This is a genomic window from Paracraurococcus ruber (assembly GCF_004353985.1).
Lineage (GTDB): Bacteria > Pseudomonadota > Alphaproteobacteria > Acetobacterales > Acetobacteraceae > Paracraurococcus > Paracraurococcus ruber.
Window position 1 is genome coordinate 1 of record NZ_SMOA01000078.1, and the last position, 24,940, is coordinate 24,940.

The 24,940-nt window shown below is 73.7% G+C and carries 21 protein-coding genes; 12 read left to right on the plus strand and 9 right to left on the minus strand.

Annotated features, from left to right (window positions below; translation table 11 throughout):
• Positions 1-1,229 precede the first annotated feature (1,229 nt).
• Together E2C05_RS15530 and E2C05_RS15535 are read left to right on the plus strand one after the other, a co-directional pair.
• Positions 1,230-2,882: a hypothetical protein gene (locus E2C05_RS15530; RefSeq protein ID WP_133220559.1), complete on the plus strand. Its 1,653-nt coding sequence runs from the start codon at positions 1,230-1,232 to the stop codon at positions 2,880-2,882.
• Positions 2,883-2,937: 55 nt separating this feature from the next.
• Entirely contained in the window at positions 2,938-5,040 is a 2,103-nt protein-coding gene (locus E2C05_RS15535) for a molybdopterin-containing oxidoreductase family protein (RefSeq protein ID WP_133220560.1), read from the plus strand.
• Between the two features lie 230 nt (positions 5,041-5,270).
• Here E2C05_RS15535 and E2C05_RS15540 read toward each other — a convergent pair whose 3' ends face one another.
• Both E2C05_RS15540 and phnF read right to left on the minus strand, forming a co-directional pair.
• The gene (locus tag E2C05_RS15540) at positions 5,271-6,431 is read right to left on the minus strand and encodes an alpha-D-ribose 1-methylphosphonate 5-triphosphate diphosphatase (protein WP_133220561.1); all 1,161 of its coding nucleotides are present in this window, start codon (positions 6,429-6,431) and stop codon (positions 5,271-5,273) included.
• Positions 6,432-6,433: 2 nt separating this feature from the next.
• Complete coding sequence (gene phnF / locus E2C05_RS15545; RefSeq protein WP_133220562.1) at positions 6,434-7,192, minus strand: phosphonate metabolism transcriptional regulator PhnF; 759 nt, start codon at positions 7,190-7,192, stop codon at positions 6,434-6,436.
• Positions 7,193-7,299: 107 nt separating this feature from the next.
• Between phnF and phnG the strand changes: the two genes are divergently transcribed.
• The 8 genes from phnG (at position 7,300) to E2C05_RS15585 (ending at position 13,729) form a co-directional block, all read left to right on the plus strand.
• On the plus strand, positions 7,300-7,782 hold the full coding sequence (gene phnG / locus E2C05_RS15550; protein ID WP_133220563.1) for a phosphonate C-P lyase system protein PhnG: 483 nt from the start codon (positions 7,300-7,302) through the stop codon (positions 7,780-7,782).
• Positions 7,782-8,348, plus strand: coding sequence for a phosphonate C-P lyase system protein PhnH (gene phnH, locus E2C05_RS15555; RefSeq protein WP_240046754.1), 567 nt, complete (start codon positions 7,782-7,784; stop codon positions 8,346-8,348). Before phnG ends, phnH begins: the two co-directional genes overlap by 1 nt.
• Positions 8,348-9,424 (plus strand): carbon-phosphorus lyase complex subunit PhnI, encoded by a 1,077-nt coding sequence (locus E2C05_RS15560; RefSeq protein ID WP_133220565.1) that lies wholly within the window; start codon positions 8,348-8,350, stop codon positions 9,422-9,424. The genes phnH and E2C05_RS15560 overlap by 1 nt, the downstream gene beginning before the upstream one ends.
• On the plus strand, positions 9,421-10,326 hold the full coding sequence (locus E2C05_RS15565; RefSeq protein ID WP_133220566.1) for an alpha-D-ribose 1-methylphosphonate 5-phosphate C-P-lyase PhnJ: 906 nt from the start codon (positions 9,421-9,423) through the stop codon (positions 10,324-10,326). Before E2C05_RS15560 ends, E2C05_RS15565 begins: the two co-directional genes overlap by 4 nt.
• Positions 10,323-11,096: a phosphonate C-P lyase system protein PhnK gene (phnK, locus tag E2C05_RS15570; RefSeq protein ID WP_133220567.1), complete on the plus strand. Its 774-nt coding sequence runs from the start codon at positions 10,323-10,325 to the stop codon at positions 11,094-11,096. Before E2C05_RS15565 ends, phnK begins: the two co-directional genes overlap by 4 nt.
• The gene (phnL, locus tag E2C05_RS15575; RefSeq protein WP_133220568.1) at positions 11,093-11,824 is read left to right on the plus strand and encodes a phosphonate C-P lyase system protein PhnL; all 732 of its coding nucleotides are present in this window, start codon (positions 11,093-11,095) and stop codon (positions 11,822-11,824) included. The genes phnK and phnL overlap by 4 nt, the downstream gene beginning before the upstream one ends.
• Positions 11,821-12,960, plus strand: a complete 1,140-nt coding sequence (locus tag E2C05_RS15580; RefSeq protein ID WP_133220569.1) for an alpha-D-ribose 1-methylphosphonate 5-triphosphate diphosphatase — start codon at positions 11,821-11,823, stop codon at positions 12,958-12,960. Before phnL ends, E2C05_RS15580 begins: the two co-directional genes overlap by 4 nt.
• Positions 12,961-13,033: 73 nt before the next feature.
• Entirely contained in the window at positions 13,034-13,729 is a 696-nt protein-coding gene (locus tag E2C05_RS15585; protein ID WP_240046755.1) for a DUF1045 domain-containing protein, read from the plus strand.
• Here the strand turns inward: E2C05_RS15585 and phnN are convergent.
• Complete coding sequence (gene phnN, locus E2C05_RS15590) at positions 13,713-14,258, minus strand: phosphonate metabolism protein/1,5-bisphosphokinase (PRPP-forming) PhnN (RefSeq protein ID WP_338045146.1); 546 nt, start codon at positions 14,256-14,258, stop codon at positions 13,713-13,715. The genes E2C05_RS15585 and phnN overlap by 17 nt on opposite strands.
• A gap of 78 nt (positions 14,259-14,336) precedes the next feature.
• Between phnN and E2C05_RS15595 the strand changes: the two genes are divergently transcribed.
• Positions 14,337-16,121, plus strand: a complete 1,785-nt coding sequence (locus E2C05_RS15595; RefSeq protein WP_133220571.1) for a gamma-glutamyltransferase family protein — start codon at positions 14,337-14,339, stop codon at positions 16,119-16,121.
• Between the two features lie 7 nt (positions 16,122-16,128).
• Complete coding sequence (locus E2C05_RS15600; protein ID WP_133220572.1) at positions 16,129-17,025, plus strand: arginase family protein; 897 nt, start codon at positions 16,129-16,131, stop codon at positions 17,023-17,025.
• Positions 17,026-17,065: 40 nt separating this feature from the next.
• On the opposite strand, the gene E2C05_RS15605 is transcribed toward E2C05_RS15600, so the two are convergent.
• From E2C05_RS15605 to E2C05_RS15630, 6 genes are all read right to left on the minus strand, one after another.
• Entirely contained in the window at positions 17,066-18,751 is a 1,686-nt protein-coding gene (locus E2C05_RS15605) for a thiamine pyrophosphate-dependent enzyme (protein ID WP_133220573.1), read from the minus strand.
• Between the two features lie 185 nt (positions 18,752-18,936).
• On the minus strand, positions 18,937-19,695 hold the full coding sequence (locus E2C05_RS34195) for a PEP-CTERM sorting domain-containing protein (RefSeq protein WP_200305173.1): 759 nt from the start codon (positions 19,693-19,695) through the stop codon (positions 18,937-18,939).
• A gap of 322 nt (positions 19,696-20,017) precedes the next feature.
• Positions 20,018-21,595, minus strand: a complete 1,578-nt coding sequence (locus E2C05_RS15615) for a fatty acyl-CoA synthetase (RefSeq protein ID WP_133220574.1) — start codon at positions 21,593-21,595, stop codon at positions 20,018-20,020.
• Positions 21,596-21,924: 329 nt separating this feature from the next.
• The gene (locus tag E2C05_RS15620) at positions 21,925-22,941 is read right to left on the minus strand and encodes an ABC transporter ATP-binding protein (RefSeq protein ID WP_133220575.1); all 1,017 of its coding nucleotides are present in this window, start codon (positions 22,939-22,941) and stop codon (positions 21,925-21,927) included.
• A gap of 34 nt (positions 22,942-22,975) precedes the next feature.
• On the minus strand, positions 22,976-24,031 hold the full coding sequence (locus E2C05_RS15625) for an ABC transporter ATP-binding protein (RefSeq protein ID WP_133220576.1): 1,056 nt from the start codon (positions 24,029-24,031) through the stop codon (positions 22,976-22,978).
• Positions 24,032-24,168: 137 nt separating this feature from the next.
• Positions 24,169-24,939 carry a MetQ/NlpA family ABC transporter substrate-binding protein gene (locus E2C05_RS15630; RefSeq protein ID WP_133220577.1) on the minus strand — a complete coding sequence of 257 codons (771 nt, stop codon included), beginning with the start codon at positions 24,937-24,939 and terminating at the stop codon, positions 24,169-24,171.
• Position 24,940: the final 1 nt, after the last annotated feature.

Genomic DNA, 24,940 nt, shown 5'->3' on the forward strand with positions numbered 1-24,940 from the left:
CGGCAAGGCGCGGCGCCCGGCCTGGGCCGCGCGCCCGGCCTTCCCGCAGGCGGCGCGGCCCGCGCAGGCGGCCCGCACCGTCACCTCCACGGAGGTGGACGGCGATGTGGTCGGTCCGGCCCGGGGAGGCTGGACGGGGCCGCACTGCAGCGCGCCACGGGGTTCGGCACGGTCGGCGCAATCCAGTCGAATGCGGCGCCCCTTCCCGCGGACTCGGCCGACAGCTTCACCCTCATCGTGGCCGCCCCGACGCCGCCGGCCGTGACGGAGCCAGCCACGGCCCTGCTGCCGGGCGCCGGCCTGCCGCGCCTGGGCGCCGCATCGAATGCGGCGCCGCTTGCGGGTCCATCCGGACATGCAAGCCGCGCCAGGGGATCCATGGCGGGGCGAAGAGCCGCATCCCGGCCGTCGCGCCCGCTCTCGCTGCTCTGCCGTGCCCCGCCGGCGAAGCGCGCCGCGCGTGGCGGCGCCCTTCGGTCCGGGATGCCAGGCCGTGGTTCCAGGGACCTGCCGCGCCGCGCCATGCGCGGCGGGTGGCCGTCACGCTCCCGGGCGGGGCGATGGCCATCGGCCGGCGCGGCCCGGCCTCGCCGCAGGCCGCATCCCCCTGCCGGCGGCGGGTCGCTGCGCCGGCGCCGTCACCGCCGCCGCCACCGGCCGCAGCGGTCCCAAAATTCCCGCCGGTGATGCGGGCCATGGATCTGCTGGTTCTCGGGCTCCTGGCATTCCCGGCAGGGTCCTCCGCCATCCCCCAGGCGGCCCCAGTAGCGGCAGGTGGCGCAGGTTTGCGGCAGGCTGGGGGGCAAGGGCGGCAGGTTGTCGGGCATCGAACTCTCAGGCTAACGGCGGGACGCCCCCCAACGCGTCGGACCCGCACCGGTGCCGCCGGGGCCCGATCCACCCGACAATCTCTCCGCCATGCAACGCCCAGGGTAGCGGAACCGGTCGTCACGGCCCGCAGGGCGGTGGCGCATATCCCCATCTGCAGCCATGGGTTGCGGGGAACGCGGGCAGCCACCCGTGCGTCCCCGCTTCGGGCGCGGGCCGGAAGGCGCGGCCGGGCCGTGGCGGCGGCGGCCACCGGCCCGGCGCGACCGGGACTGCGCGCATCGCGCCGGTCCGGCGGGATCCCGGCCGGTGGCAGCGGCCCGGCCATCTTCCCACCCCATTTCCGCCGCAGCACCGCGCCGCCGCGCCGCTTCCCTCGGCGCCGCCGCCCGGGACCCAGCATGCCGCGCACCGATTCGCCCCGCTTCCGCCTGCCCCTCGCCGCGCTCTGCGGCGCCCTCTGCCTCGGCTTCTTCTTCCGCTTCCAGCTCGGCAACGGCTTCACCCTGCTGCTCGGCGACCGGCATGACGGCGTCATCGCCCTGTCGATCCTCGAGCACTGGTGGAACTGGCTGCGCGGGCTCGAGGCCTGGGACCGTACCGGCTATTTCCACCCGGTGCCGGCGACGCTCGGCTACAATGACGGCTACCTGCTTTTCGGCCTGATCCATGCCGGCTTCCGGGCGGCGGGGCTCGACCCCTTCCTCTCGGGCGAGCTGGTGAATGTCGCCACGCGCGGCATCGGCTTCGCCGCCACCCTGGCGCTGGGGCGGCGGCTGCTGGGCCTGCCCTTCGGCTGGGCGCTGCTGGGGGCGGCGCTCTTCACCATCAGCAACAACCTCTTCATCCGCGGCAGCCATGTGCAGCTGTTCAGCGTGTCCTTCGTGCCGGTGCTAGCGCTGCTGGGGCATGGCGCGCTGCGGGCGCTGCTGGACGGGCGGCGGGCGGCGCTGCTGGCCTGGGGCGCCGGCTTCGCCCTGTGGTTCGCCGCCATGCTGCTGACCGGCTTCTACATGGCCTGGTACAGCGCCTTCCTGGCCGCGGCGCTGCTGCCCTGCTGGCTGCTGGTGGCGGGCGCCGCGGCGCGCGGCGCGCTGTGGCGGGCGCTGCGGGCGCAGTGGTGGGGGCTTGCCCTGCTGCTGGGCCTCGCCGCGCTGGCGAACCTGCCCTTCCTGCTGCTCTACCTGCCGAAGGCGGCCGAGACCGGCATGCATCCCTGGCCCGACGTCCTGCGCAACGCGCCGGAATGGCCGGACCTGGTGAATGTCGGGCAGGAGAATTGGCTCTGGGGCTGGCTGGTGCGGGCGCTGAACGATGCGGTCCGCCCCGGCTTCCCCGCCTGGTCCGAGCGGATGACCGGATTGCCGCCGCTGCTGCTGGCAGGCTGGGTGGCGGCGCTGGCCTGGCTGGCGCGCCGCCCTGCCCTGCCGCCGGCGCAACACGCGCTGCTGCGCGCCCTCGGCCTCGCCACCCTGCTGACCTGGGCGCTGACGGTGCAGGTGGGCGGCGCCACGCTCTGGTCGCTGGTCTATCAGTACGTGCCCGGGGCCAAGGCGCCGCGGGTGGTGGCGCGCTACCAGATCTTCCTGACGCTCGCGGTCATCGTCCTGGCCATGGCCTTCCTGGCCTCCCGCCGCTGGCCGCGGCCGGTCCTCCTCGCCCTGGCGGGGCTGCTGCTGCTGGAGCAGGGGAATTCCTACGCCCCGCTCTTCCTCGACCGGCCGCTGGAGGCTGGCCGGCTTGCCGCGGTGCCGCCGCCGCCGGCCGGCTGCCGGGCCTTCTGGGTCTCCGCCGCGCGGACCGAGAGCCGCTTCGGCGAGGCCGTCGCCGACCCCTACAACCACAATACCGAGGCGATGCTGGTCGCCGCCTTGCGGCACATCCCGACGATCAACGGCATCTCCACCTTCAACCCGCCGCACTGGCCGGGCGGCATCCCGGAGGATCCCGGCTACCCGGCGGCGGTCGCGGCCTATGCCAGGGCCTGGGGGGTGACGGGCCTCTGCGCGCTCGACCTGCGGCGCTTCGCCTGGACCGGGCCGGAGGGGCGGTAGAACCGCGCCGCCCCCTCGCCTATCTTCCGGCTCTCGGCAGCGGGGACGGGCGGCGATGGCGGATGGCGAGTTCAAGGGCAGCGTCTGCCCGCATGACTGCCCCAGCACCTGCGCGCTGGAGGTGGAGGTGCGGCGCGACGCCGATGGCGTGGCGCGCGGCATCGGCACCGTCCGCGGCGCCGAGGCGAACAGCTACACCGCCGGCGTCATCTGCGCCAAGGTCGCCCGCTATGCCGAGCGCGTGCATCATCCCGACCGCCTGCTGAAGCCCCTGCTGCGCACCGGCCCCAAGGGCAGCGGCCAGTTCCGCGAGATCGGCTGGGAGGAGGCGCTGGACCGCGTCGCCGCCGGCTTCGCGGAGCGCACGGCGAAGCATGGGTCGGAGACCGTCTGGCCCTACTACTATGCCGGCACCATGGGCCTGGTGCAGCGCGACGGCATCCACCGCCTGCGCCATGCCATGCGCTATTCCGGCCAGCAGAACACCATCTGCACCGCGCTGTGCGAGAGCGGCTGGCAGGCCGGCGTCGGCCGCTTCGGCGGGCCCGACCCGCGGGAGATGGCGGAGGCCGACCTGATCGTCATGTGGGGCGGCAACCCGGTGGCGACGCAGGTCAATGTCATGACCCATGTCACCCGCGCGCGGAAATCGCGCGGGGCGAAATTCGTGGTGGTGGACCCCTACCGGACCGGCACCGCCGCCGCGGCCGACCTGCACCTGGCGCTGCGCCCGGGCACCGACGGCGCGCTGGCCTGCGCGGTGATGCACATCGCCTTCCGCGACGGCCATGCCGACCGCGACTACATCGCGCGGATGTCGGACGCGCCGCCGGACCTGGAGGCGCATCTCGCGGCGCGCGGTCCGGACTGGGCCAGCGGCATCACCGGCCTCCCGGTCGCGCAGATCGAGGCCTTCGCAAAACTGTATGGCGAGACGGAGCGGGCCTATATCCGCTGCGGCTACGGCTTCTCCCGCAGCCGCAACGGCGCGGCGTCGCTGCACGCGGTCACCTGCCTGCCGACCGTGACCGGCAAGTGGCGCCACCTGGGCGGCGGCGCCTTCTGGAACAACCGCACGATCTACCACTGGGACAAGACGCTGATCGAGGGGCTGGATGTCCGCGACCCGTCCATCCGCACCCTGGACCAGAGCCGCATCGGCGCGGTGCTGACCGGCGACCGGCGCGACCTGGGCGCGGGCCCGCCGGTGACCGCGCTGCTGATCCAGAGCACCAACCCGGCGGTGGTGGCGCCGGCCAGCGAGAAGGTGCGCCGCGGCTTCCTCCGCGACGACCTGTTCACGGTGGTGCACGAGCAGTTCATGACCGATACCGCGCGCTACGCCGACATCGTGCTGCCGGCGACGATGTTCGTCGAGCACGACGACCTCTACCAGGCCGGCGGCCACACCCATATCCAGCTCGGCCCGAAGCTGGTCGAGCCGCCGGGCGAATGCCGGTCGAACCACGAGGTGCTGCAGGGCCTGGCGACACGGCTGGGCGCGCAGCACCGCGGCTTCGGGATGACGGCACGGGAGATCGCCGACTGGACCCTGCGGGCCTCCGGCTGGCCGGGCTGGGACGACATCGCCGCCAATCGCTGGCACGACGCGGCGACCGATTTCGCCACCGCGCATTTCGAGACCGGCTTCGGCCATGCCGACGGGAAATTCCGCTTCGCGCCGGACTGGGCGGCGATCGGCGAAGACCACGCCGTGATGCCGCGCCTGCCGGACCACATGCCGGCGATCGACGCGGCCAGCGAGGACCATCCCTTCCGCATGGTGACGGCGCCGGCCCGGCAATTCCTCAACACCACCTTCACCGAGACGCCGGGCAGCCGGAAGCGGGAGGGGCGGCCGACCGCGCTGATCCACCCGCGCGACGCGGCGCGCCTGGGCATCGAGGAGGGGGGCCGGGTGCGTCTGGGCAATGCGCAGGGCGAGGTGGTGGTGACGGCGAAGCTGGCCGAGGGCCAGCAGGAAGGCGTGGTCATCGTCGAGAGCATCTGGCCGAACCCGGATTTCGCCGGCGGGATCGGCATCAACCTGCTGGTCAGCGACGACCGCGGCCCGCCCAAGGGCGGCGCGGTGTTCCACGACACGGCGGTGTGGGTGCGGCCGGCGGTGGAGCAGGCGGAGCGGCTGGCGGCGGAGTAGCGGCGGGCCCGAAGGGCAGCGCCCTGCCCCGGGCGCTCGACCCCGTCGGGCGACCAGACGCGAACGCCATGCGGCTGGAGTCCTGTGAAGGTTCGGGCTTCGCCCGTCCGCACGTCACGCCGAAGGCGTGCTGTCCGCACGACGCGCGGCTGCGTCCTTGATCGGGCTCCAGCCGCATGGCCGAGGGCAATCGTCGCCTTCGACTGTGTCGAAGCCGAAGGCGCCGCCGGTCAGGCCAGCCGCGCCGCACCCTCCGTCGTCAGATGCGCCAGCCGGCCGGCGCAGAACACCGCCACCACAGCCTCCGTCGCCGGGTCCACCACCACCACGTCGCCGCGCAGCCCCGGCGCCAGCACGCCGCGATCCGTCAGCCCGGCCGCGGCCGCTGGGTTGGCCGAGACCAGCGCCCAGGCCGCCGCCACATCCAGCGTGCCGCGCCGCGCCATGGCGAAGGGCGCCGCCAGCAGCGCCGGCCAGTGATAGTCGCTGGCCAGCACCGTCACCAGGCCGCGCTCCGCCAGCGGCGCCGCGCTCGCCCAGCCCAGATGGCTGCCGCCGCGCACCACGTTGGGCGCGCCCATCACCACCGCCTCGCCATGCGCGCGGGCATCCGCCGCCACCGCCTCGGCCATCGGGAATTCGCAGATGCCGGCGCCATGCGCGCGGTAATGCGCCCGGTCCTCCAGCGTCGCGTCGTCATGGCTCAGCATCGGGATGCCGGCCGTCCGCGCCGCCGCGGCCAGCCGCGCGCGCGCCGCCGGCACCTCCCCGCGCCGTGCCGCCACCCGCTCTGCCAGCGCGCGGAATTCGGCGGGGGAGAGGCCGGCGCGGCCGGCATATTTCGCCATCTCCTTGTCGTTGCCGAGCTTGCGGAGGATCGCCGGCGTGTGGTCGTTGAAGCCCAGCAGGTGCACGCGGCCGGCGGCGATGCCGGACAGCGCATCGTCCAGCGCATCCAGGTTGTCGGCCTCGAACCGCAGGTGCACGCGCAGGTCGGGCGCCAGGCCGGGCCGCACCGCATCCAGCGCCGCCAGCAGCGCCCGCCAGGCCTCCAGCGACCGCAGCCCCGGCTCCCAGGACAGGGTCACGCCGAGATAGGCGGTGGTGATGCCGCTGGCCAGCAGTTGCGCCGCGGTGTCGCGCACCGCCATGGCGGGCGGGAAGCCGATGCCCGGCCGCGGCTGCAGCCCGCGCTCATGCGCATCGCCATGGATGTCGACCAGGCCCGGCAGCACCAGCAGCCCGCGCGCATCCAGCACCCGGCCGCCCCGCATGGAGGAACCTGGCGCCGCCGCGGCCACCTGCCCGCCGGCCAGCGCCACCTCCGCCCCGCGCAGCGCGCCGTCGAGCAGCGCGCTGCCGCCGGTGATCCGCCATTCCGTCGCGTCCATGCTCAGCTTTCCACCAGGATCTGCATGCGGCCCGCGGCATAGCAGGCGATGCTCAGCTCGACCGGCTGGCCCGCCGGATCGACATTCAAGGCTTCCGTCACCAGCACCGGCCGGCTGCGCGACTGCTCCAGCAGCGCCGCCTCCTCGGCGGAGGGCATGCGCGCGGTGATGCGGGTGGAGTGGCGGCGGTAGTCCGGCACGCCGGAGGCGACGAGGGCGCGGGTGATGGACGGGTTCTCCGCCAGCAGGCGCAGCATGTCGGGGAAGCGCGCGGCGGAGAACCAGTGCGCGCCGATCACCACCGGGCGGCCATCGGCCAGGCCCAGCCGCTCGGCCAGCACCACCGGCCGGCCGCGGCGCAGCTTCAGCGCCTCGGCCACCTGGCCCTCGGCATCCACTTCCTCCAGCCGCAGGATGCGGCCCTGCGGCTCCCGGTTCTGCCGGCGGATCACCTCGGAGAAGCGGGTGCGGGGGCCGAGCGGGTAGTCCAGCACGTCCTCGGCGACGAAGCTGCCCCGCCCCTGCTCGATCCGCACCAGGCCGCGCGTCTCCAGCTCCTCCATCGCCCGGCGGACGGTGTGGCGGTTGACGGCGAAGCGGGCGGACAAGTCCGCCTCGGTCGGCAGGCGGGCGCCGGCGGTCAGGCGGCCGGCGGTGATCTCCGCCTCCAGGCTGCCGGCGATCTGCCGCCAGAGCGCGATCCCCTGGCCGCGGCTGAGCGGCCCGGGGAGATCGCCGGCCGTCACGGAAGCTTCACCCATCTGTGTCCCCGCGCATGCCACAACCACACCTAGTTATCCGCCTGGACATTGGGATGTCTAGACCTTTAGAAGCCCCTATGACCGAAGCAATGGCAGGCCCGGCAGCGATGGCAGGCCCGGCCCCGGGCAGCACCCCGGCGGGCCCGGATCCGGACGAGGCGGCGCGACGGCGCTGGATGGGGGTGCTGGCCAGGGCCGGCGCGGCGGAGATCGCGGCGCGGCTGGACCAGGTGCCGCCCCTGCCGCCGCATCGCCGGCTGCGCGGGCCGGAGACCGGGCTGGTGATGGCCCGCGGCCGCCAGGGCGGCGACGGCGCGCCCTTCAACCTCGGCGAGATGACGGTGACGCGCTGCTCCGTGCGGCTGGAGGACGGGACGGTGGGCCATGCCTATGTCGCCGGCCGCGACGCCCGGCAGGCGGAACTGGCGGCGATGCTGGACGCGGCGCTGCAGGACCCGACGCGGCGGGATGCGCTGCTGGCGGCGGTGATCGAGCCGCTGGCGGCGGCGCAGGCCGCGGCCGCGGCGCGCGTGGCGGCGAAGGCGGCGGCGACGCGGGTGCAGTTCTTCACCATGGCGAACATGCGATGATGCGCGCCGGCTTCGCCGACCCGGTCCTGGACGCCCAGGCCTGCTTCCGCGCGGTGCTGGAGGCGATGGCGCGCCCCGGCCGCGTGCATCGGGTGGCCGCGCCGCCCGAGCCGCCGGCGCCGCTTGCGGCCGCCGCCGCCGCGGTGCTGCTCACCCTGGCGGATGCCGACACGCCGGCCTGGCTGGATGCCGGCGCGGGGGCGGAGGCCTGGCTGCGCTTCCATGCCGGCTGCCCGCTGGCGGCTTCGCCCGCCCAGGCCGGCTTCGTCCTGGCCTGCGGCGCGCCACCGCGCCTCGCTGCGCTGGCGCAGGGGACGGAGGAGGAGCCGCACCGCTCTGCCACGCTGATCCTGCAGGTGAAGGCGCTGGAGCCGGGCGCGGGCTGGCGGCTGACCGGCCCGGGGATCGAGCGCGAGCACCGGCTGCTGGTCGAGGGAATGCCGCCGGACTTCCCGGCGCAATGGGCGGCCAACCGCGCCGGCTTCCCCTGCGGCGTCGACGTCATCCTCTGCGCCGGCGACCGCCTGGCGGCGCTGCCGCGCACCACCGCGCTGGAGATCGGCTGATGTATGTGGCGGTGAAGGGCGGCGAGCGGGCGATCGAGGCCGCGCATGCCTGGCTGGCCGAGGCGCGCCGCGGCGACCCCGCCTTGCCCGAGCTTTCGGTCGCGCAGGTCGAGGAACAGCTTGGCCTGGCGGTGGACCGGGTGATGGCGGAGGGCGCCTGCCATGACCGCGGCCTGGCGGCGCTGGCGATCAAGCAGGCGCGCGGCGACCTGATCGAGGCCGCCTTCCTGCTGCGCGCCTATCGCACCACCCTGCCCCGCTTCGGCGCGTCCCTGCCGCTGGAGACCGGCGCGATGCGGATCCGCCGCCGGATCAGCGCCACCTACAAGGATCTGCCGGGCGGGCAGGTGCTGGGCCCGACCTTCGACTACACGCACCGGCTGCTGGATTTCGCCCTGGCCGCCGAAGGGGAGGCGCCGGCGCCGGCGCCCGAGGCCCCGGCCGAAGCCGCGACCATGCCGCGCGTCACCGGCATCCTGGCCCAGGAAGGGCTGATGCAGCCGGAGCCGCCGGGCGACGCCGAGCCGCCCGACCTGACGCGCCAGCCCCTGTCCTTCCCCGCCGACCGCCCCCTGCGGCTGCAGGCGCTGGCGCGCGGGGACGAGGGCTTCCTGCTGGCGCTCGGCTACTCGACCCAGCGCGGCTACGGCAATGCGCATCCCTTCGTCGGGGAGATCCGCATGGGCGAGGTGGCGGTGGAGATCGTCCCGCCCGAGCTGGGATTCCCCATTGCGATCGGCGAGATCACCGTCACCGAATGCCAGATGGTGAACCAGTTCGCCGGATCGAAGACCGAGCCGGCGCAGTTCACCCGCGGCTACGGCCTGGTCTTCGGCCATGGCGAGCGCAAGGCGATGGCCATGGCGCTGGTCGACCGGTCCCTGCGGGCGCGCGAGCTGGGCGAGGAGGCCGAGGCACCGGCGCAGAGCGAGGAATTCGTGCTGTATCATTGCGACAATGTGGAAGCGACCGGCTTCGTCGAGCACCTGAAGCTGCCGCACTACGTCGATTTCCAGAGCGAGCTGGAGAAGATCCGCCAGCTACGCGCCACCGCGCTGCGGGAGGCCGCGGAATGATGGCCCCCGGCGCCGAGAACCGCAGCCGTGAAGCGGCCGTCGAAACCGTCACCGGCTACAATTTCGGCTATCTCGACGAGAACACCAAGCGGATGATCCGCCGCGCGCTGCTGAAGGCGGTGGCGATCCCCGGCCATCAGGTGCCCTTCGGCAGCCGCGAGATGCCGCTGCCCTATGGCTGGGGCACCGGCGGCATCCAGGTGACGGCCAGCATCATCGGCCCGGGCGACCGGCTGAAGGTCATCGACCAGGGCGCCGACGACACCACCAACGCCGTCTCCATCCGCCGCTTCTTCGCCCGCGTCGCGGGCGTCGGGACCACCGAGCGCACGGCGGACGCCACGATCGTGCAGACCCGCCACCGCATCCCGGAGACGCCGCTGCGCGAGGGGCAGGTGCTGGTCTACCAGGTGCCGATGCCGGAGCCGCTGTTCCGCCTGGAACCCCGCGTCGCCGAGACGAAGCGCCTGCACGCCCTGGCCGACTACAGCCTGATGCATGTGAAGCTCTACGAGGACATCGCCCGCACCGGCCACATCGCCACCTCCTACAACTATCCGGTGATGGTGAATGGCCGCTACCTGATGTCGCCCTCCCCGATCCCCGCCTTCGACAATCCGAAGATGCACCGGATGGCGGCGCTGCAATTGTTCGGCGCCGGGCGGGAGAAGCGGATCTACGCCGTGCCGCCCTATACCGAGGTGCGCAGCCTGGATTTCGAGGACCACCCGTTCGTGCCCATCCGCGCCGATGCCGCCTGCGAGCTCTGCGGCAGCCGGGAGAGCTACCTGGACGAGGTGGTGACCGACGACCGCGGCGGCCGGATGTTCGTCTGCTCCGACACCGACTACTGCACGACGCGCCAGGGGACACAGGGTTCGGCGCGGGAGGCGGCGGAATGAGCGCGCCGCTGCTCGAGGCCAGCGGCCTGCGCCTCAGCTTCGGCGCGGTGCCGGCGCTGGACGACGTGGCGCTGTCGATCTGGCCGGGCGAAGTCGTCGCCATCGTCGGCGAATCCGGCAGCGGCAAGACCACGCTGCTGCGCGTGCTGTCCGGCCTGGTCCGGCCGGAGGCGGGCGAGGTGCTGTACCGCGACCCGGCCGGCGCCACGCATCCGGTGCAGGCGATGGGGGATGCGGCGCTGCGCCGTCTGCACCGCACCGACTGGGGCTTCGTGCACCAGAACCCGCGCGACGGGCTGCGCCTCGGCGTCTCGGCGGGCGGCAATATCGGGGAGCGGCTGATGGCGACCGGCGCGCGGCACTATGGCGGCATCCGGCAGGCGGCGGCGGAGTGGCTGCAGCGGGTCGAGATCGACCCCGCCCGCATGGATGCGCTGCCGCGCACCTTCTCCGGCGGGATGCAGCAGCGGCTGCAGATCGCCCGCACCCTGGTGACGCATCCGCGGCTGGTCTTCATGGACGAACCCACGGGGGGCCTCGATGTCTCGGTGCAGGCCCGGCTGCTGGACCTGATCCGGGCGCTGGTCGCCGATCTCGGCCTTGCCGTGCTGCTGGTCACGCATGACATCGCCGCGGCACGGCTGCTGGCGCACCGCCTGCTGGTTATGCGCCGCGGCCAGGTGGTGGAGCAGGGCCTGACCGACCGCGTGCTGGACGACCCGCAGCACGAATACACGCAGCTTCTCGTCGCATCGGTGCTGGCGGCATGACCTGGTCACTCCGGACGGAAGGCCTGGGGAAGGCCTTCACCCTGCACCTGCAGGGCGGCAGCCACATCCCCGTGCTGCGGGATGTGGGCCTGGCGGTGGCGCCGGGCGAATGCGTGGCGCTGGCCGGGCCCTCCGGCGCCGGCAAGTCCACGCTGATGCGCTGCCTCTACGGTAATTACGGCGCCGGCAGCGGCCGCATCCTGCTGCGCCATGGCGGCGAGGCGGTGGACCTGGCGGCCGCCGAGCCGCGGCTGGTGCGGGAGATCCGGCGCGACACGCTGGGCTATGTCAGCCAGTTCCTGCGCGTCATCCCGCGCGTCCCGACGCTCGACATCGTCGCCGAGCCGCTGCTGGCGCGCGGCGTGCCGCGGGAGGCGGCGCGGGCCCGCGCCGCCGCGCTGCTGGCGCGGCTGAACCTGCCGGCGCGGCTGCACGGGCTGCCGCCCGCCACCTTCTCGGGCGGGGAGCAGCAGCGGGTGAACCTGGCGCGCGGCTTCGCGCCGCACTACCCGGTGCTGCTGCTGGACGAACCGACCGCCAGCCTGGATGCCGGCAACCGCGCCGTCGTCATCGGCCTGATCGCCGAGGCGAAGGCGCGCGGCGCCGCCATCATCGGCATCTTCCATGACACCGAGGTCCGCGACCAGGTCGCCGACCGCCTGTTCGAGGTCGCGCCCATGCCCGATGCCAGCCCTGCCCCCGGCGCCGAGGCGCCCGCCGCGGCATGACGGAGATCATCCTCACCCAGGCGCGGCTGGTGCTGCGCGACGAGGTCGTTGCGGGCACCGTGGTGATCCGCGGCGGCACGATCGCCGAGGTGCAGCCGGGCCGGAGCCACCTGCCGGGCGCGCTCGATCTCGGCGGCGACCATCTCATCCCCGGCGTCGTCGACGTGCACACGGACAACCTGGAACGCCAGGTGATGCCGCGCGCCAATGCCCGCTGGCCCGGCCGGTCCGCCCTGCTGGCGCATGATGCGCAATGCGCCGCCGCCGGCGTGACGACGGTGCTGGACGCGCTCTGCCTCGGCGACCTGGGCTTCGATCCGGGCCGCGGCCAGACCTGCCGCGACGGGCTGCGCGACATCACCGCCCTGGCGCCGGACGGGCTGTTCAAGGCCGAGCATTTCCTGCACCTGCGCTGCGAATTGCCGGCGCCGGACCTGATGCCGGCGCTCGACCTCGCGGCCGGCAACCCGCTGGTGCGCATGGTCAGCCTGATGGATCATTCCCCCGGCGTCGGCCAGTACCGCGACATCGAGCGGTACAAGGACATGCGCATGCGGCAGAAGAACCTGCAGGTGGCCGAGGTTGAGACGCGGATCGGCGAATTGCTGGACCAGCGCGCCCGGCTGCGGGAGCCGCAGCGGCGGGAGGTGCTGGCGCGCTACGTCCCGCTCGGCATCCCGCTCGCCAGCCATGACGACGAGGATGCCGGCCAAGTCGCGGCGAATGCGGCCGACGGCATCCTCATCAGCGAATTCCCGGTGACGATGGAGGCGGCGGTCGCCGCCCGGCCGCTCGGCGTGCAGGTGATCGGCGGCGCGCCGAACATCGTCCGCGGCGGCAGCCATTCCGGCAATGTCGCGGTGGCGGACCTGGTGCGGGAAGGCGCGGTGGATGCGCTGGCCAGCGACTATGTCCCCGCCGCGCTGGTGGAGGCCGCCTGGCGTGCCGCGGCCGCCGGCCACGTGACCTTGCCGCAGGCGGTGGCGATGGTCACCGACGTGCCGGCGCGCATGGTGCGCCTGCCGGATCGCGGCCGCATCGCGGCCGGGCTGCGCGCCGACTTGGCGCGCATCGCCAGCCTGGGCGACATGCCCTTCGTCCGCCAGGTCTGGCGTGCCGGCGAGCGGGTCGCGTGAAGAGCGCGCGGGGGAAGACTCGTGAAGAGCGCGCGGGGGGAGGACTCGTGATGGGCGCGCGGGAGACGCGGTCGTGATCGGCGCGCCGCAGCCCGGGGCACGGCTGGCGCTCTACTGGGCGCCCGAGCCCGACGACCCGCTGCACGCCTACGGCTCCGCCTGGCTGGGGCGGGATGCGGAGACCGGGGCGGCACTGCCGCAGCCCCCGCTGCCCGGGCTCGACATCGCCGCGCTGACCGCCGATGCGCGCGGCTACGGGCTGCACGCAACCTTGAAGCCGCCCTTCCGCCTTGCCGTCTCCTGGGCGGAGGCGCTGGCGGCGGCCGAGGCGCTGGCCGCCCGCCTCGCCCCCTTCGACCTGCCGCCGCTGGCGGTGCAGGACCTGGACGGCTTTCTGGCGCTGCGCGAATCGTCGCCCTGCCCCGGGCTGCGCCGGCTGGCCGATGCCTGCGTAGAGGCGCTGGATGCCTGCCGCGCCCCGGCCGCCGAGGCCGAGCTCGCCCGCCGCCGCCGGTCCGGGCTGACCCCGCGGCAGGACGCGCTGCTGGCACGCTGGGGCTACCCCTATGTCTTCGAGGAATGGCGCTTCCACGTGACGCTGACGCGGCGCCTGACGCCGGCGGAGAAGGCGGTGGTGCTGCCGGCGGTGACGGATTTTCTCGGCGATGCGCCGGCGCGGCCACGGCGCGTCACGGCCATCAGCCTGTTCACCCAGGCGGCGCCGGGCGCGTCCTTCCTGATCGCGGAACGGCTCAGCCTGCGGGGCTGAGCAGGCCGCGCAGCACCGCCGCGACGCAGGCCACGCCGGCCTCCACCGTTCCGTCATTCACCACGGTGTGCACGCGCAGCCCGGGCGGCAGCGGCGCCTCCCGCGCCAGGCGGGCGGCGATGTCGGCCGCATCCTCTCGCCCGCGCCGGGCCAGGCGCGCCGCCCGCAGTGCCGGCGGCACTGTCACCTCCAGCACCAGCAGCGGGTAGCGCGCCGCCGCCTCCGCCAGCACGCCGCGCGAGAGGTTGGCAACCACCACACGGCCGGCGCGCAGGTCCGCCTCGATCGCGCGCGGGATGCCGTAGAGCAGGCCATGCGCCTCCCACCACAGGGCGAAGCCACCGGCCTCGCGGCGGGCGGCGAAGGCGGCGGGGTCCAGCGCCTCGTGGTCCTCGCCGCCGGCCTCGGCCGGGCGGGTGATGACGCGCCGGACCCAGCGGATGCGGGGCTCGGCGGCCAGGGCGGCGCGGGCGCCGGCCAGCAGCGTATCCTTTCCCGCGCCCGAAGGGCCGACCACCCCGACCAGCATCGCCGTCATCCCATTGACCGCGATGCCTCTGCCTGTCCCTATCGCCATGCGCAAGCCGTGCAGGAGACAGGTCCGCCGATGTTCACCACCCGCCCGGAGATCGCCGGCACCTTCGGCGCCGTCGCCACCACCCACTGGATCGCCTCGCAGGTCGGGATGGCGGTGCTGGAACGCGGCGGCAACGCTTTCGACGCGGCGGTGGCGGCCGGCTTCACCTTGCAGATCGTGGAGCCGCACCTGAACGGCCCGGGCGGCGACTGCCCCATCATCCTGCACAGCGCGACGCTCGGCGCGCAGCAGGTGATCTGCGGCCAGGGGCCGGCGCCGCGCGCGATGACGGTGGCGAGGATGCAGTCGCTCGGGCTCGATATCGTGCCCGGCACCGGCTTCCTCTGCGCGCCGATCCCCGGCGCCTTCGATGCCTGGATGCTGATGCTGCGCGACCACGGCACCTGGTCGGTGCGCGACGTGCTGGACTACGCCATCGGCTATGCGGCGCGCGGCGCGCATGTGGTGCCGCGGGTCTGTGCGACGCTGGAGACGGTGCGGCCGCTGTTCGAGACGGCCTGGCCGACCAGCGCCGCGCTCTGGCTGCGCGATGGCGGGCCGAAGCCGGGCGCGCTCTACACCAACCCCGAGCTGGCCGAGACCTATGCCCGGGTGGTGCGCGAGGCCGAGGCGGTAGGCGGCGACCGGGAGGCGCAGATCGAGGCGGCGCGCCGCGCCTGGTACCAGGGCTTCGTCGCCGAGGCGATCGACCGCTTCGGCCGGGAATTCGAGGCGCTCGACACCTCTGGCCGGCGCCACCGCGCGCTGCTGACCGCCGACGACATGGCCGGCTGGCGCGCCACGGTGGAGGCGCCGCTGGCGCATGACTATCGCGGCCACACCGTCCTGAAATGCGGCCCCTGGAGCCAAGGCCCGACCATGCTGCAGACGCTGGCGCTGCTGGAAGGCTTCGACATCGGGGCGATGGACCCCGTGGGCGCCGGGTTCGTCCACACGGTGGTGGAGGCGATGAAGCTCGCCTATGCCGACCGGGAGGCCTTCTACGGCGACCCGGATTTCACGGATGTGCCGATGGCGGCGCTGCTGTCGCCCGCCTACACGGCGGAACGCCGCAGGCTGATCGGCGCGCAGGCGAACAATGACTGGCGGCCGGGCTCGCCCGAGGGCCGCAGCCCGCGCACCGACTACGCGGCCGCGCTGCGCCGGGCGCAGGAGATGGCGGCGGCGGCCGGCACCGGGGAGCCGACGGTCTCGCGCCTCGGCGCCGCCGGCGGCGATACCTGCCACATCGACATCATCGATCGCTGGGGCAACATGGTCTCGGCCACGCCCTCGGCCGGCTGGCTGCAATCCTCGCCCGCCATTCCCGGCCTCGGCTTCTGCCTCGGCAGCCGCTGCCAGATGTTCTGGCTGGACGAGACGCTGCCGAACGGCCTGCAGCCGGGCAAGCGGCCGCGCACCACGCTGTCCCCCAGCATGGTGCTGCGGGACGGCAAGCCCTGGATGAGCTTCGGCACGCCGGGCGGCGAGCAGCAGGACCAGTGGCAGCCCATCATGCTGATGCGCATGGTGGATCACCGCTTCAACATCCAGCAGGCGATCGACCTGCCGAGCTTCCATTCGGAGCACTGGATCAGCAGCTTCTGGCCGCGCGGCGCCCGCCCCGGCAAGGTGGTGATCGAGGGCCGGTTCGCGCCGGAGGTCCTCGCCGACCTCCAGAAGCGCGGCCATGCCGCGGAGATGGGCGGGGACTGGAGCGAGGGAAGGCTGACCGGCGCGCGGCTGGAAGCGGACGGGCAGATCTTCGCGGGCGCCAATCCGCGCGGCATGCAGGGCTATGCCGTCGGGCGGTAGCGCCGCGATGTTCGAGGCGCCGGAGAGCTTCGCCGGCGTGCCGCATGGCATGCCCGGGCCGGGCTGCCGCGCCGCCATCCTCGGCATCCCCTTCGATTGCGGCACGCATCCCTTCCGCGTGGGCGCGCGGCAGGGCCCGACCGAGGTGCGGCGGCAGTCGCGCCTCGTGCCACGGCACCATCCCTCGCTGGCCGATTGCGACATCCCGGCGCGGCTGGGGCTGGTGGATTGCGGCAATGTCGCGCTGGTGCCCGGGCGGATCGAGGACGCGCTGCCGCTGATCGAGGCGGCGGCGGGCGCGGTGCTGGATGCCGGCGCGGTGCCCATCGGCATCGGCGGCGATGGCAGCGTGTCCCTGCCCCTGATGCGCGCCGCGGCGAAGCGGCATCCCGGGCTGGTGGCGCTGCATGTCGACAGCCACACCGATGCCTATCCCTACGCGCCCGAGGCGCCCTACAACGCCGCCACGCAGTTCACCCATGCCGCGGAGGAAGGGCTGCTGGCGCCGGGCCTGTCCTGGCACCTGGGCGTGCGCGGCTTCGCGTCCGTCGCCGGCGTGCTGCCGCAGGCGGGCTCCCTCGGCTTCCGCGTGGTGACGACGGAGGACCTGCTGCGGCGCGGCTTCGCCCAGGCGGTGGCGGAGTTCCGCGACGCCGCGGCGGACCGGCCGGTCTATCTTTGCTGGGACATGGATGTCTTCGATCCCTCGGTCGCGCCGGGTGTCTGCACGCCGACCTGGGGCGGGCTGACGGCGCGGGAGGGCATCGCGCTGATGCGCACGCTGACCGGGCTGAACATCGTGGCGATGGATTTCAACACGGTCAGCCCGCCGCAGGACGTGCAGGGCATGGCGGCGCATCTCTGCGCCCACATGATCATGGAAGCCCTGATGCTGCTGCCGTGACCCGGGCCGGGGAGTGGGGGGGCCGATGGCCCCCCACCCGCTACGCCTTCGCCGCCTGCTCGCGCAGCTGCGCGATGGTCGCCCGGTTCGTCACCTGCTCCGGGTTGGTCCGCACCTCGATCACCGCCGGCCGGCCGCTGGCGACGGCACGCTGGAAGGCGGGGACGAGCTGGTCCGTCGCCTCGACGATCTCGCCATGCCCGCCGAAGCTTTCGATGAAGCGGGCGAAATCGGGATTGGTGAGCTGCGTCGCCGAGACGCGGCCGGGATAGGTCTTCTCCTGGTGCATGCGGATGGTTCCGTACATGCCGTTGTTGAACACCAGGATGATCGGGTTGACCTTGTGGTGGAAGGCGGTGGCGATCTCCTGCCCCGTCATCAGCATGCCGCCGTCGCCGACGAAGGAGACGACGGTGCGCTCGGGGTAGACCACCTTGGCGCCGATCGCCGCCGGCACGGAGTAGCCCATGGCGCCGTTGGTCGGGCCGAGGAAATCCTGCGCGGCGCCGACCTGCATGAAGCGCTGCGGCCAGGTGGCGAAATTGCCGGCATCGGTGGTGAAGATGGTGTCGGGCGGCAGCACCTTCTCCAGTGCCTGCAGCGCGACGGCCAGGTTCAGCGGCCCCTCGTAGGACGGCGCCTTCGCCTGCGCCTCGCGCGCCGCGCGCAGCTCCGCGCGCCAGCCGGACCAGGCGGGCCGCGCCACCGGCGGCAGCGCCTTGGCGGCGGCGGCGAAGGCGTTGAGGTCGGCGGTGATGCCGAGCGCCGGGCGATAGACCCGGCCGATCTCCGCCTGGTCGGGATAGACATGGATCACCGGCTTGCTGCCGGCCATGTCCATCAGCGTGTAACCCTGGCTGACGGTCTCGCCGATGCGGGTGCCGATGGCGATGAACAGGTCGCTGGCCTTGGCCGCCTTCACCAGCGCGGGGTCGGCGCCGACGCCGAGATCGCCGACATAGTTCGGGCTGGCGCCGTCGAACAGGCCCATGCGGCGGAAGGACACGGCGACGGGCAGGTCGTTGGCCAGCAGGAAGTCGCGGATATCGGCGCGGCCCTGCGCCGACCAGCCGGCGCCGCCGCCCAGCACCACCAGCGGCCGCTGCGCCGCGCGCAGCATCTCCATCATCCGCGGCAGCGCCTGCGGCGCCGGATGGGCGGGGAAGACCGGCGCCGGCGGCAGGTCCGGCACCACCGCCAGTTCCTTCTGCATCTCCTCCGAGATGGCCACCACCACCGGGCCCGGCCGGCCGCTGGTGGCGACATCGAAGGCATGCGCCATCAGTTCCGGGATGCGCGCCGCGTCGTCGATCTGCGTCACCCATTTGGCGAGGGGGGCGAACATCTTGCGGTAGTCCACCTCCTGGAAGGACTCGCGGTCCGTCTCCTCGAAGGGGATCTGGCCGACCAGCAGCACCAGCGGCGTGCTGTCCTGGAAGGCGACATGCACGCCGATGGCGGCATGGCAGGCGCCGGGGCCGCGGGTGACGAGGGCGACGCCCGGCTTGCCGGTCAGCTTGCCATAGGCCTCGGCCATGTGGACCGCCCCCGCCTCGAACCGGCAGGTGACCAGCTGGATGCGGTTGCGCTGGGCATAGAGCCCGTCCAGCAGGTCCAGGTAGCTCTCGCCCGGCACGCAGAAGGCATGCGTCACGCCCTGCGCCACCAGCGCATCGGCCAGGATATGGCCGCCGAGGCGCGGCTCCTGCTTGCCCGGTCCCGTCATCGGTCTCGCATCCTCCCGTAGAGGGCGCGGACCTTAGAGCAGATCCCGATCAGGTGGAACGACCCGATCGGGTGAAGATGCTCGTCGAATCAAAAGGCTAGAGCGGTTGCCGTGAGCCATGGCGACGGGAGATTGCGCCAGCGCCCGCGCCGGCAAGCGCCATCCCGGCGCGGGCGGGGGTGCGCTCAGCGGCGGCGGCGCATCCCGGCGAGGCCGAGCAGCCCGAGGCCGAGCAGCGCGGCGCTGGCCGGTTCCGGCACCGCGGTGAGGCTGGCGGCTTCGACCGGCGGCGCATCCCGCGTGTAGTTGCCGAAGGTCAGGTTCCAGGCGGCGTTCGTCGCATCCCGCAGCACCCAGGGCGTGACGGCATGCGGGCAGGCCGGCGGCGAGCCGGAGAGGCAGACGCCGGAGCCATGGCCGACGCCGAAGAAATCGGTCAGCACGGTGCTGCGCAGCGCGCCGGCGGTATAGCCCGGGGCGGCGCCGCCGAAATCGCCGACGAAGCCGGCGCCGTCATTCGCCACATCGGCGATCATGCCGATGCCGTAGCGGCCGGGCGTGAAGCTGGCATTGTCGAAGATCGCCACCGTCACGCCGGCCAGCGGGTTCGCCGTGGCGGACTCGATGCGGAAGCTCTGGCCGCCGATGGTGATGACCGCGCTGGTCGGCGCATAGGCGCGGAAGCCATCGAAGGGGCCGCCGAAGGCCGGCGCCAGGTTCGGCGAGGCGGTGTCGAAATAGGCCCGGATGGTGAAGGGCGTCAGCGCGGTGAAGGGGGCCGGCGCGGCGGATGCCTTGTTCAGCGCCTCGTCGATGCCCATGAAGCCGGTGTAGTCGAAGCGGAAGGCCGCCGCCCCGGCCACCCCCGGTGCCGCCAGGCCGAGGCCGAGCAGCGTCGCCGCCGCCGCCGCCGGCCAGGTCCGGCCAATCCAGAAAAGTTGCATTTCCGCCCCTCCAATCCAACCGATGCATGATTGCAGTGTCGCAATGCCGACGTCCAGCTAGGGACCGGGTGGAATGCCGTCGCAGGGAGGCGAGCCGTCGCGCCATGGCGACCGGGGTCCGCGCGGCAGCAGGTGGGTGCCGGTCGGGCGGGCGGCGGGCCGGCCCGGGTCACGGATGGGGGCCTCGACCGCCGGTCTCCGCGCCCGGCCATGATCCGCCCTGCGGCAGCTTGCGGCCGGATCCGAATGCCGCCCTGCCGCAGCCCGGTGTTGCCGGTCGGGAGCCGCGCCCCGGGCCGATCACGGCTTTCCGCCGCCCGCCCTATCCGGCGCCGAGCGCGCCGCTGGCGGTGCCGGCATAGGCCTGGCGCAATTCCCGCTTCAGCAGCTTGCCGGCGGTGTTCTTCGGCAGGCTCTCGGCCAGGATGATCCGCTTCGGCACCTTGTAGGGCGCCAGGTGCTGGCGGGCATGCGCCAGCAGCGATGCCTCCAGGTCGGCCGGCGCCTCCGGCCGCGGCACCACCACCGCCGCCACCGCCTCGATCCATTTCGGGTCGGGCACCGCGATCACCGCCACCTCGGCGACGGCGGGGTGGGTGAACAGCGCCTCCTCCACTTCCCGGCTCGCCACCAGCACCCCGCCGGTATTGATCAGGTCCTTGGTGCGGTCGACGATCGCCAGATACCCCTCGGCATCGATGGTCGCCACGTCGCCGCTGTGGAACCAGCCGCCCTCGAAGGCCTTGGCCGTCTCCTCCGGCATGTTCCAGTAGCCGAGGCAGAGCTGCGGCGAGCGGTGCACCACCTCGCCCCGCTCGCCCGGCGCGACGTCGCGCATCTCGGCGTCCACGACGCGCGTCTCCACGTTCAGCACCGGGCGGCCGACCGAGCCGGGGCGCGCCTCGTGCTCCTCCGGCCGCAGCACGGTGGCGAGCGGCGCGATCTCGCTCTGGCCATAGCAGTTGAAGGGCCGCGCCCCGGGCAGGCGCTGCCGCAGCTCCTGCAGCACCGGCACCGGCATGATGGACGCGCCGTAGTAGATGTTGCGCAGGCTGGTCAGGTCGCGCCGGGCGAAGTCCGGGTGCTGCAGCAGGGTGATCCAGACCGTGGGCGGGGCGAAGAAGGACGTGATCCGCTCCCGCTCGATCAGCTCCAGCACCAGGGCAGGCTGCGGCGCCTCGACCAGCAGGGTGAAGGCGCCGGCCAGCAGCTGCGGCATGGTGAAGCAGTGCATCTGCGCCGTGTGGTACAGCGGCAGGGCGGCCAGCGCGCGGTCGTCGCGGCGCATCTCCAGCTCGATCGTCACGCTGGCATATTCGGCAAGGATGGCGCGGTGCGTCATCATCGCGCCCTTCGGCATGCCGGTGGTGCCGGAGGTGTATTGCAGCTGCACCAGATCCTCGTCCCGCACCCCCTCCCCCGGCGGCTCCGCGCCGTCCCAGCGCGGGTCCTGCGCCGCGGCGAGGATGTCGGGCGCGCCGCCTCCCCCGCCGCCATCCAGGCTGCCGCGCAGGATGGCGCCGCCGGCCTGGTCGGCGGTGGCGCGCAGCCCCGCCTGGGCGAAGAGCGCGGCGGCGCCGCTCTGCCGCAGGATGTAGTCCAGCTCCGCCGCGGTCAGGGCGAAATTGGCCGGCACATGCACCAGCCCGGCGCGGGCGCAGCCGAGCCAGAGCAGGAGATAGGCGTCGGAATTCTTGCCGAAGGCGACGACCCGGTCGCCCGGGTTCAGCCCCTGCGCGAGCAGGCAGCGGGCGACGCGGTCGGCCGCCAAGTCGAGTTGCGCGAAGCCCCAGCCGCGGTCGCCGAAGCGCAGCGCCGGGCGGTCCCGGAAGCGGGCGCCGGCGCGCCGCAGCGCATCGCCGATGGTGTTGCGCCGGGCGCGTGCGCCGGTCTCGGGCATGGTGGCCTCCCTGGTTCATGGGGGAGGCCATGGCGCGCCGGCGGCGGCCGGGGGCACCCGGCGGCGGTCGGGCCTCCCGTTCCCCGGCAGCCTATCAGCCGCGCGCCGGGGCGGGAATCATGCCGACGGCCATTCAGGACGGGCGTCGGTCGTGCCTGGGTGCCCCCGGCGGCCGGGCGGGCCCTGGAGACCCGGATCTGCGGCCCGGGCCTGCCGCACCGCGTGTGCCCGAGGGGGTCGTGCTGCGACGCCGATGGCGTCGGAAGGCGGTGGGCGCGGTTCGGCGCCTTGGCCGGCGCCGCTGGCCCGCAGGCCCTCGCCGATGGCCGCTAGGCCTGCGTCGCGGGCACCTTGATGCAGCGGGCCATCCGCCCCGGCTCGGGCGAGCGGGGGGCTGGCATCGCCTCGCCGCAGGCCGGCTCGGCCTCGGCGCAGCGGGGCATGAAGGGGCAGGACACCGGCGCGGTCTCGAGGCTGGGCGGCGCGCCGGGGATGGTGGTCAGGCGCTGGCCGCGCATGCCGGGATGCACCGTGGCGCCCAGCAGCCCGCGCGGATAGGGGTGCAGCGGCGCCCGCATCATGGCGCCGACCGGCCCTTCCTCCACCACCTTGCCGGCATACATCACCGCCACGCGGTCGGCGATCTCCCCCGCCACGCCCAGGTCGTGGGTGACGAAGATCACGCCCATGCCAAGCTGTTCCTGCAGCTTGCGCAGCAGCAGCAGCACTTGGATCTGCACCGTGGCGTCCAGCGCCGTGGTCGGCTCGTCCGCCAGCAGCAGCTTCGGCTTGCAGGCCAGCGCCACCGCGATCATGGCACGCTGCCGCAGCCCGCCCGACAACTCGTGCGGATAGGCGGCGAGGCGGCGCTTGGCCGAGGGGATCTGCACCAGTTCCAGCAATTCCAGCGCCCGCGCCATGCCGGCGGCGCGGGAGACGCCTTCGTGCCGCTGCACGGTCTCGGCGATCTGCCGGCCGATGGTGAAGACCGGGTCCAGCGCGGTCATCGGCTCCTGGAAGATCATGGCCACGTCGCCGCCGCGGAAATCCTGCAGCGTCGCCTCGTCCATCGCCATGACGTCGCGGCCGGCGACCTCGACCGTGCCGCGGACCCGGGCGAAGCGCGGCAGCAGCCGCATCAGCGCCCGCATGGTCACCGACTTGCCGGACCCGGATTCGCCGAGGATGCACAGCACCTCCCCGGCCGCCAGGTCGATGTCGACGCCGTTCACCGCATGCACGGTGCGATCGCGGGTGACGAAGGTCACGCCGACATCGCGCATCTTCACCAGCGGATTCGCGGCGGTGCTCTCGCTCACCTTCGGACGCTCCAGGACTTCGCTCATTCGCCCGCTCCCCGCGGGAGGCCCATGCGGCCGCTCATGCCGCCAGCCTCCCCGCCTTGCTGTGGCCGCTGCCGGGCATGGCCATGTGGCAGGCGGCGACATGGCCGCCGCCCATCTCCGCCATCGCCGGCCTGCGGTCGGCGCAGACCGCCTCGGCCATCGGGCAGCGGGTGCGGAAGCGGCAGCCGCTGGGCGGGTTGATCGGGTTGGGCGGGTCGCCGGTCAGCGGCGGCTCGGTCCGCCGCTTCGCCGGGTCCATGGACGGCCGGCTGGCCAGCAGCGCCTGGGTGTAGGGATGCGCAGGCCGGTCGTAGATGGCGTCCACCGGCCCCATCTCCACCACCTCTCCCAGGTACATCACCAGCACCCGGTCGCTGATGTACTGCACCACGTTCAGGTCATGGCTGATGAAGACGTAGGTGAGGCCGAATTTCTCCTTCAGGTCCACCAGCAGGTTCAGCACCTGCGCCTCGACGCTCTTGTCGAGGGCGGAGACCGGCTCGTCCAGCAGCACCAGGCGCGGGTGGAGGGCCAGGGCGCGGGCGATGTTCACCCGCTGCCGCTGGCCGCCGGAAAGCTCGTGCGGGTAGCGGCGGGCGAAGGTCTGCGGCGCCAGGCCGACCGCCGCCAGGATGTCTCGCGCCCGCGCCCGCGCCTCGGCATCCGGCACGCCATGCACCTTCGGGGCGAAGGCGATGCTGTCCTCGATCGGCAGGCGGGGGTTCAGGGACGCGTAGCTGTCCTGGAACACCATCTGCACCTGGCGGCGGTATTCCTTCAGGGACATGCCGCCGGTCTGGACATTCTGCCCGACGCCTTCGCCGTCGAAGACCAGGCTGCCGGAATCCGGTTCCAGCAGGCGCATCAGCAGGCGGGCGGTGGTGGACTTGCCGCAGCCGCTCTCGCCGACGATGCCCAGCGTCTCGCCCTTGCGGACGGCGAAGGACACGCCGTCCACCGCGCGGACCGTCGCCACCGTGGCGCCGAACAGGCCGCCGCGGATGGGGAAATGCTTCTGCAGGTCCTGCACCAGCAGCAGGGGCTGGGCCGGGCCGCCGCGGTCCGCATGGGGGGTGGGGGCGATGCTCATGGCCCCCAGTGTCAGCAAGGCGCGTGCCAGCGGGGGCGGCGCCGCGCGGCGGAGTCGCCGCCGGCCGGCTGCCCGAAAACCATGCAGCAGCCGCGCAACCGCCTGTCCCGGCGGCGACCGGGACGCGGCGGGCCGGGTCAGGCGGTCGGGATGATGGCGCCGCCGAAGCTGCCTTCGACGAAGGCCTTCACCTCCGGGCTGGCATAGCCGGCGGCCAGCGCCTTCGCCCATGGCGCCTGGGCATCGGCCCGGCGGACCACCACCAGCACCGAGTAGACGCTGTCCGCGCCTTCCGTCATCAGCCCGTCCTTCAGCGGGTTCAGCCCGGCCGGCACGGCGTAGTTGCCGGTGACGGCGCCGGCATCCACGTCCTCCAGGCTGCGGGCGATCTGCGCCGCGTCCAGCTCCACGATGCGGATGCGCTTCGGGTTAGCGGTGATGTCGGCGACCGAGGCACGGTAGTCGAGGCCCGGCCGCAGCCCGATGATGCCGCCCTTGGCCAGCAGCAGCAGGGCGCGGCCGCCATTGGTCGGGTCGTTCGGGATGGCGATGCGGGCGCCCTGCGGCAGCGCGTCCAGCGACCGGTGCTTCTTCGAGAAGACCGCGAGCAGCGTCAGCACGGTGCGGCCCACCGGCACGAAGTCGTAGCCGCGCTGCTGCCGCTGCGCCTCGAGGAAGGGCAGGTGCTGGTAGGTGTTGGCGTCCAGCTCCCCGGCCGCCAGCGCCGCGTTGGGCTGGATGAAGTCGCCGAATTCGATGATGCGCAGCGCGAGGCCGTCGCGCCCCACCACCTCCCGCACCTTCTCCAGCACCTGGGCGTGCACGCCGCTGGTGACGCCGACGCGCAGCGGCCGCGCGGCGGTGCCGATGCCGGCGCCCTGGGCGCGCGGCGCCGGGGCGGCGGGCACG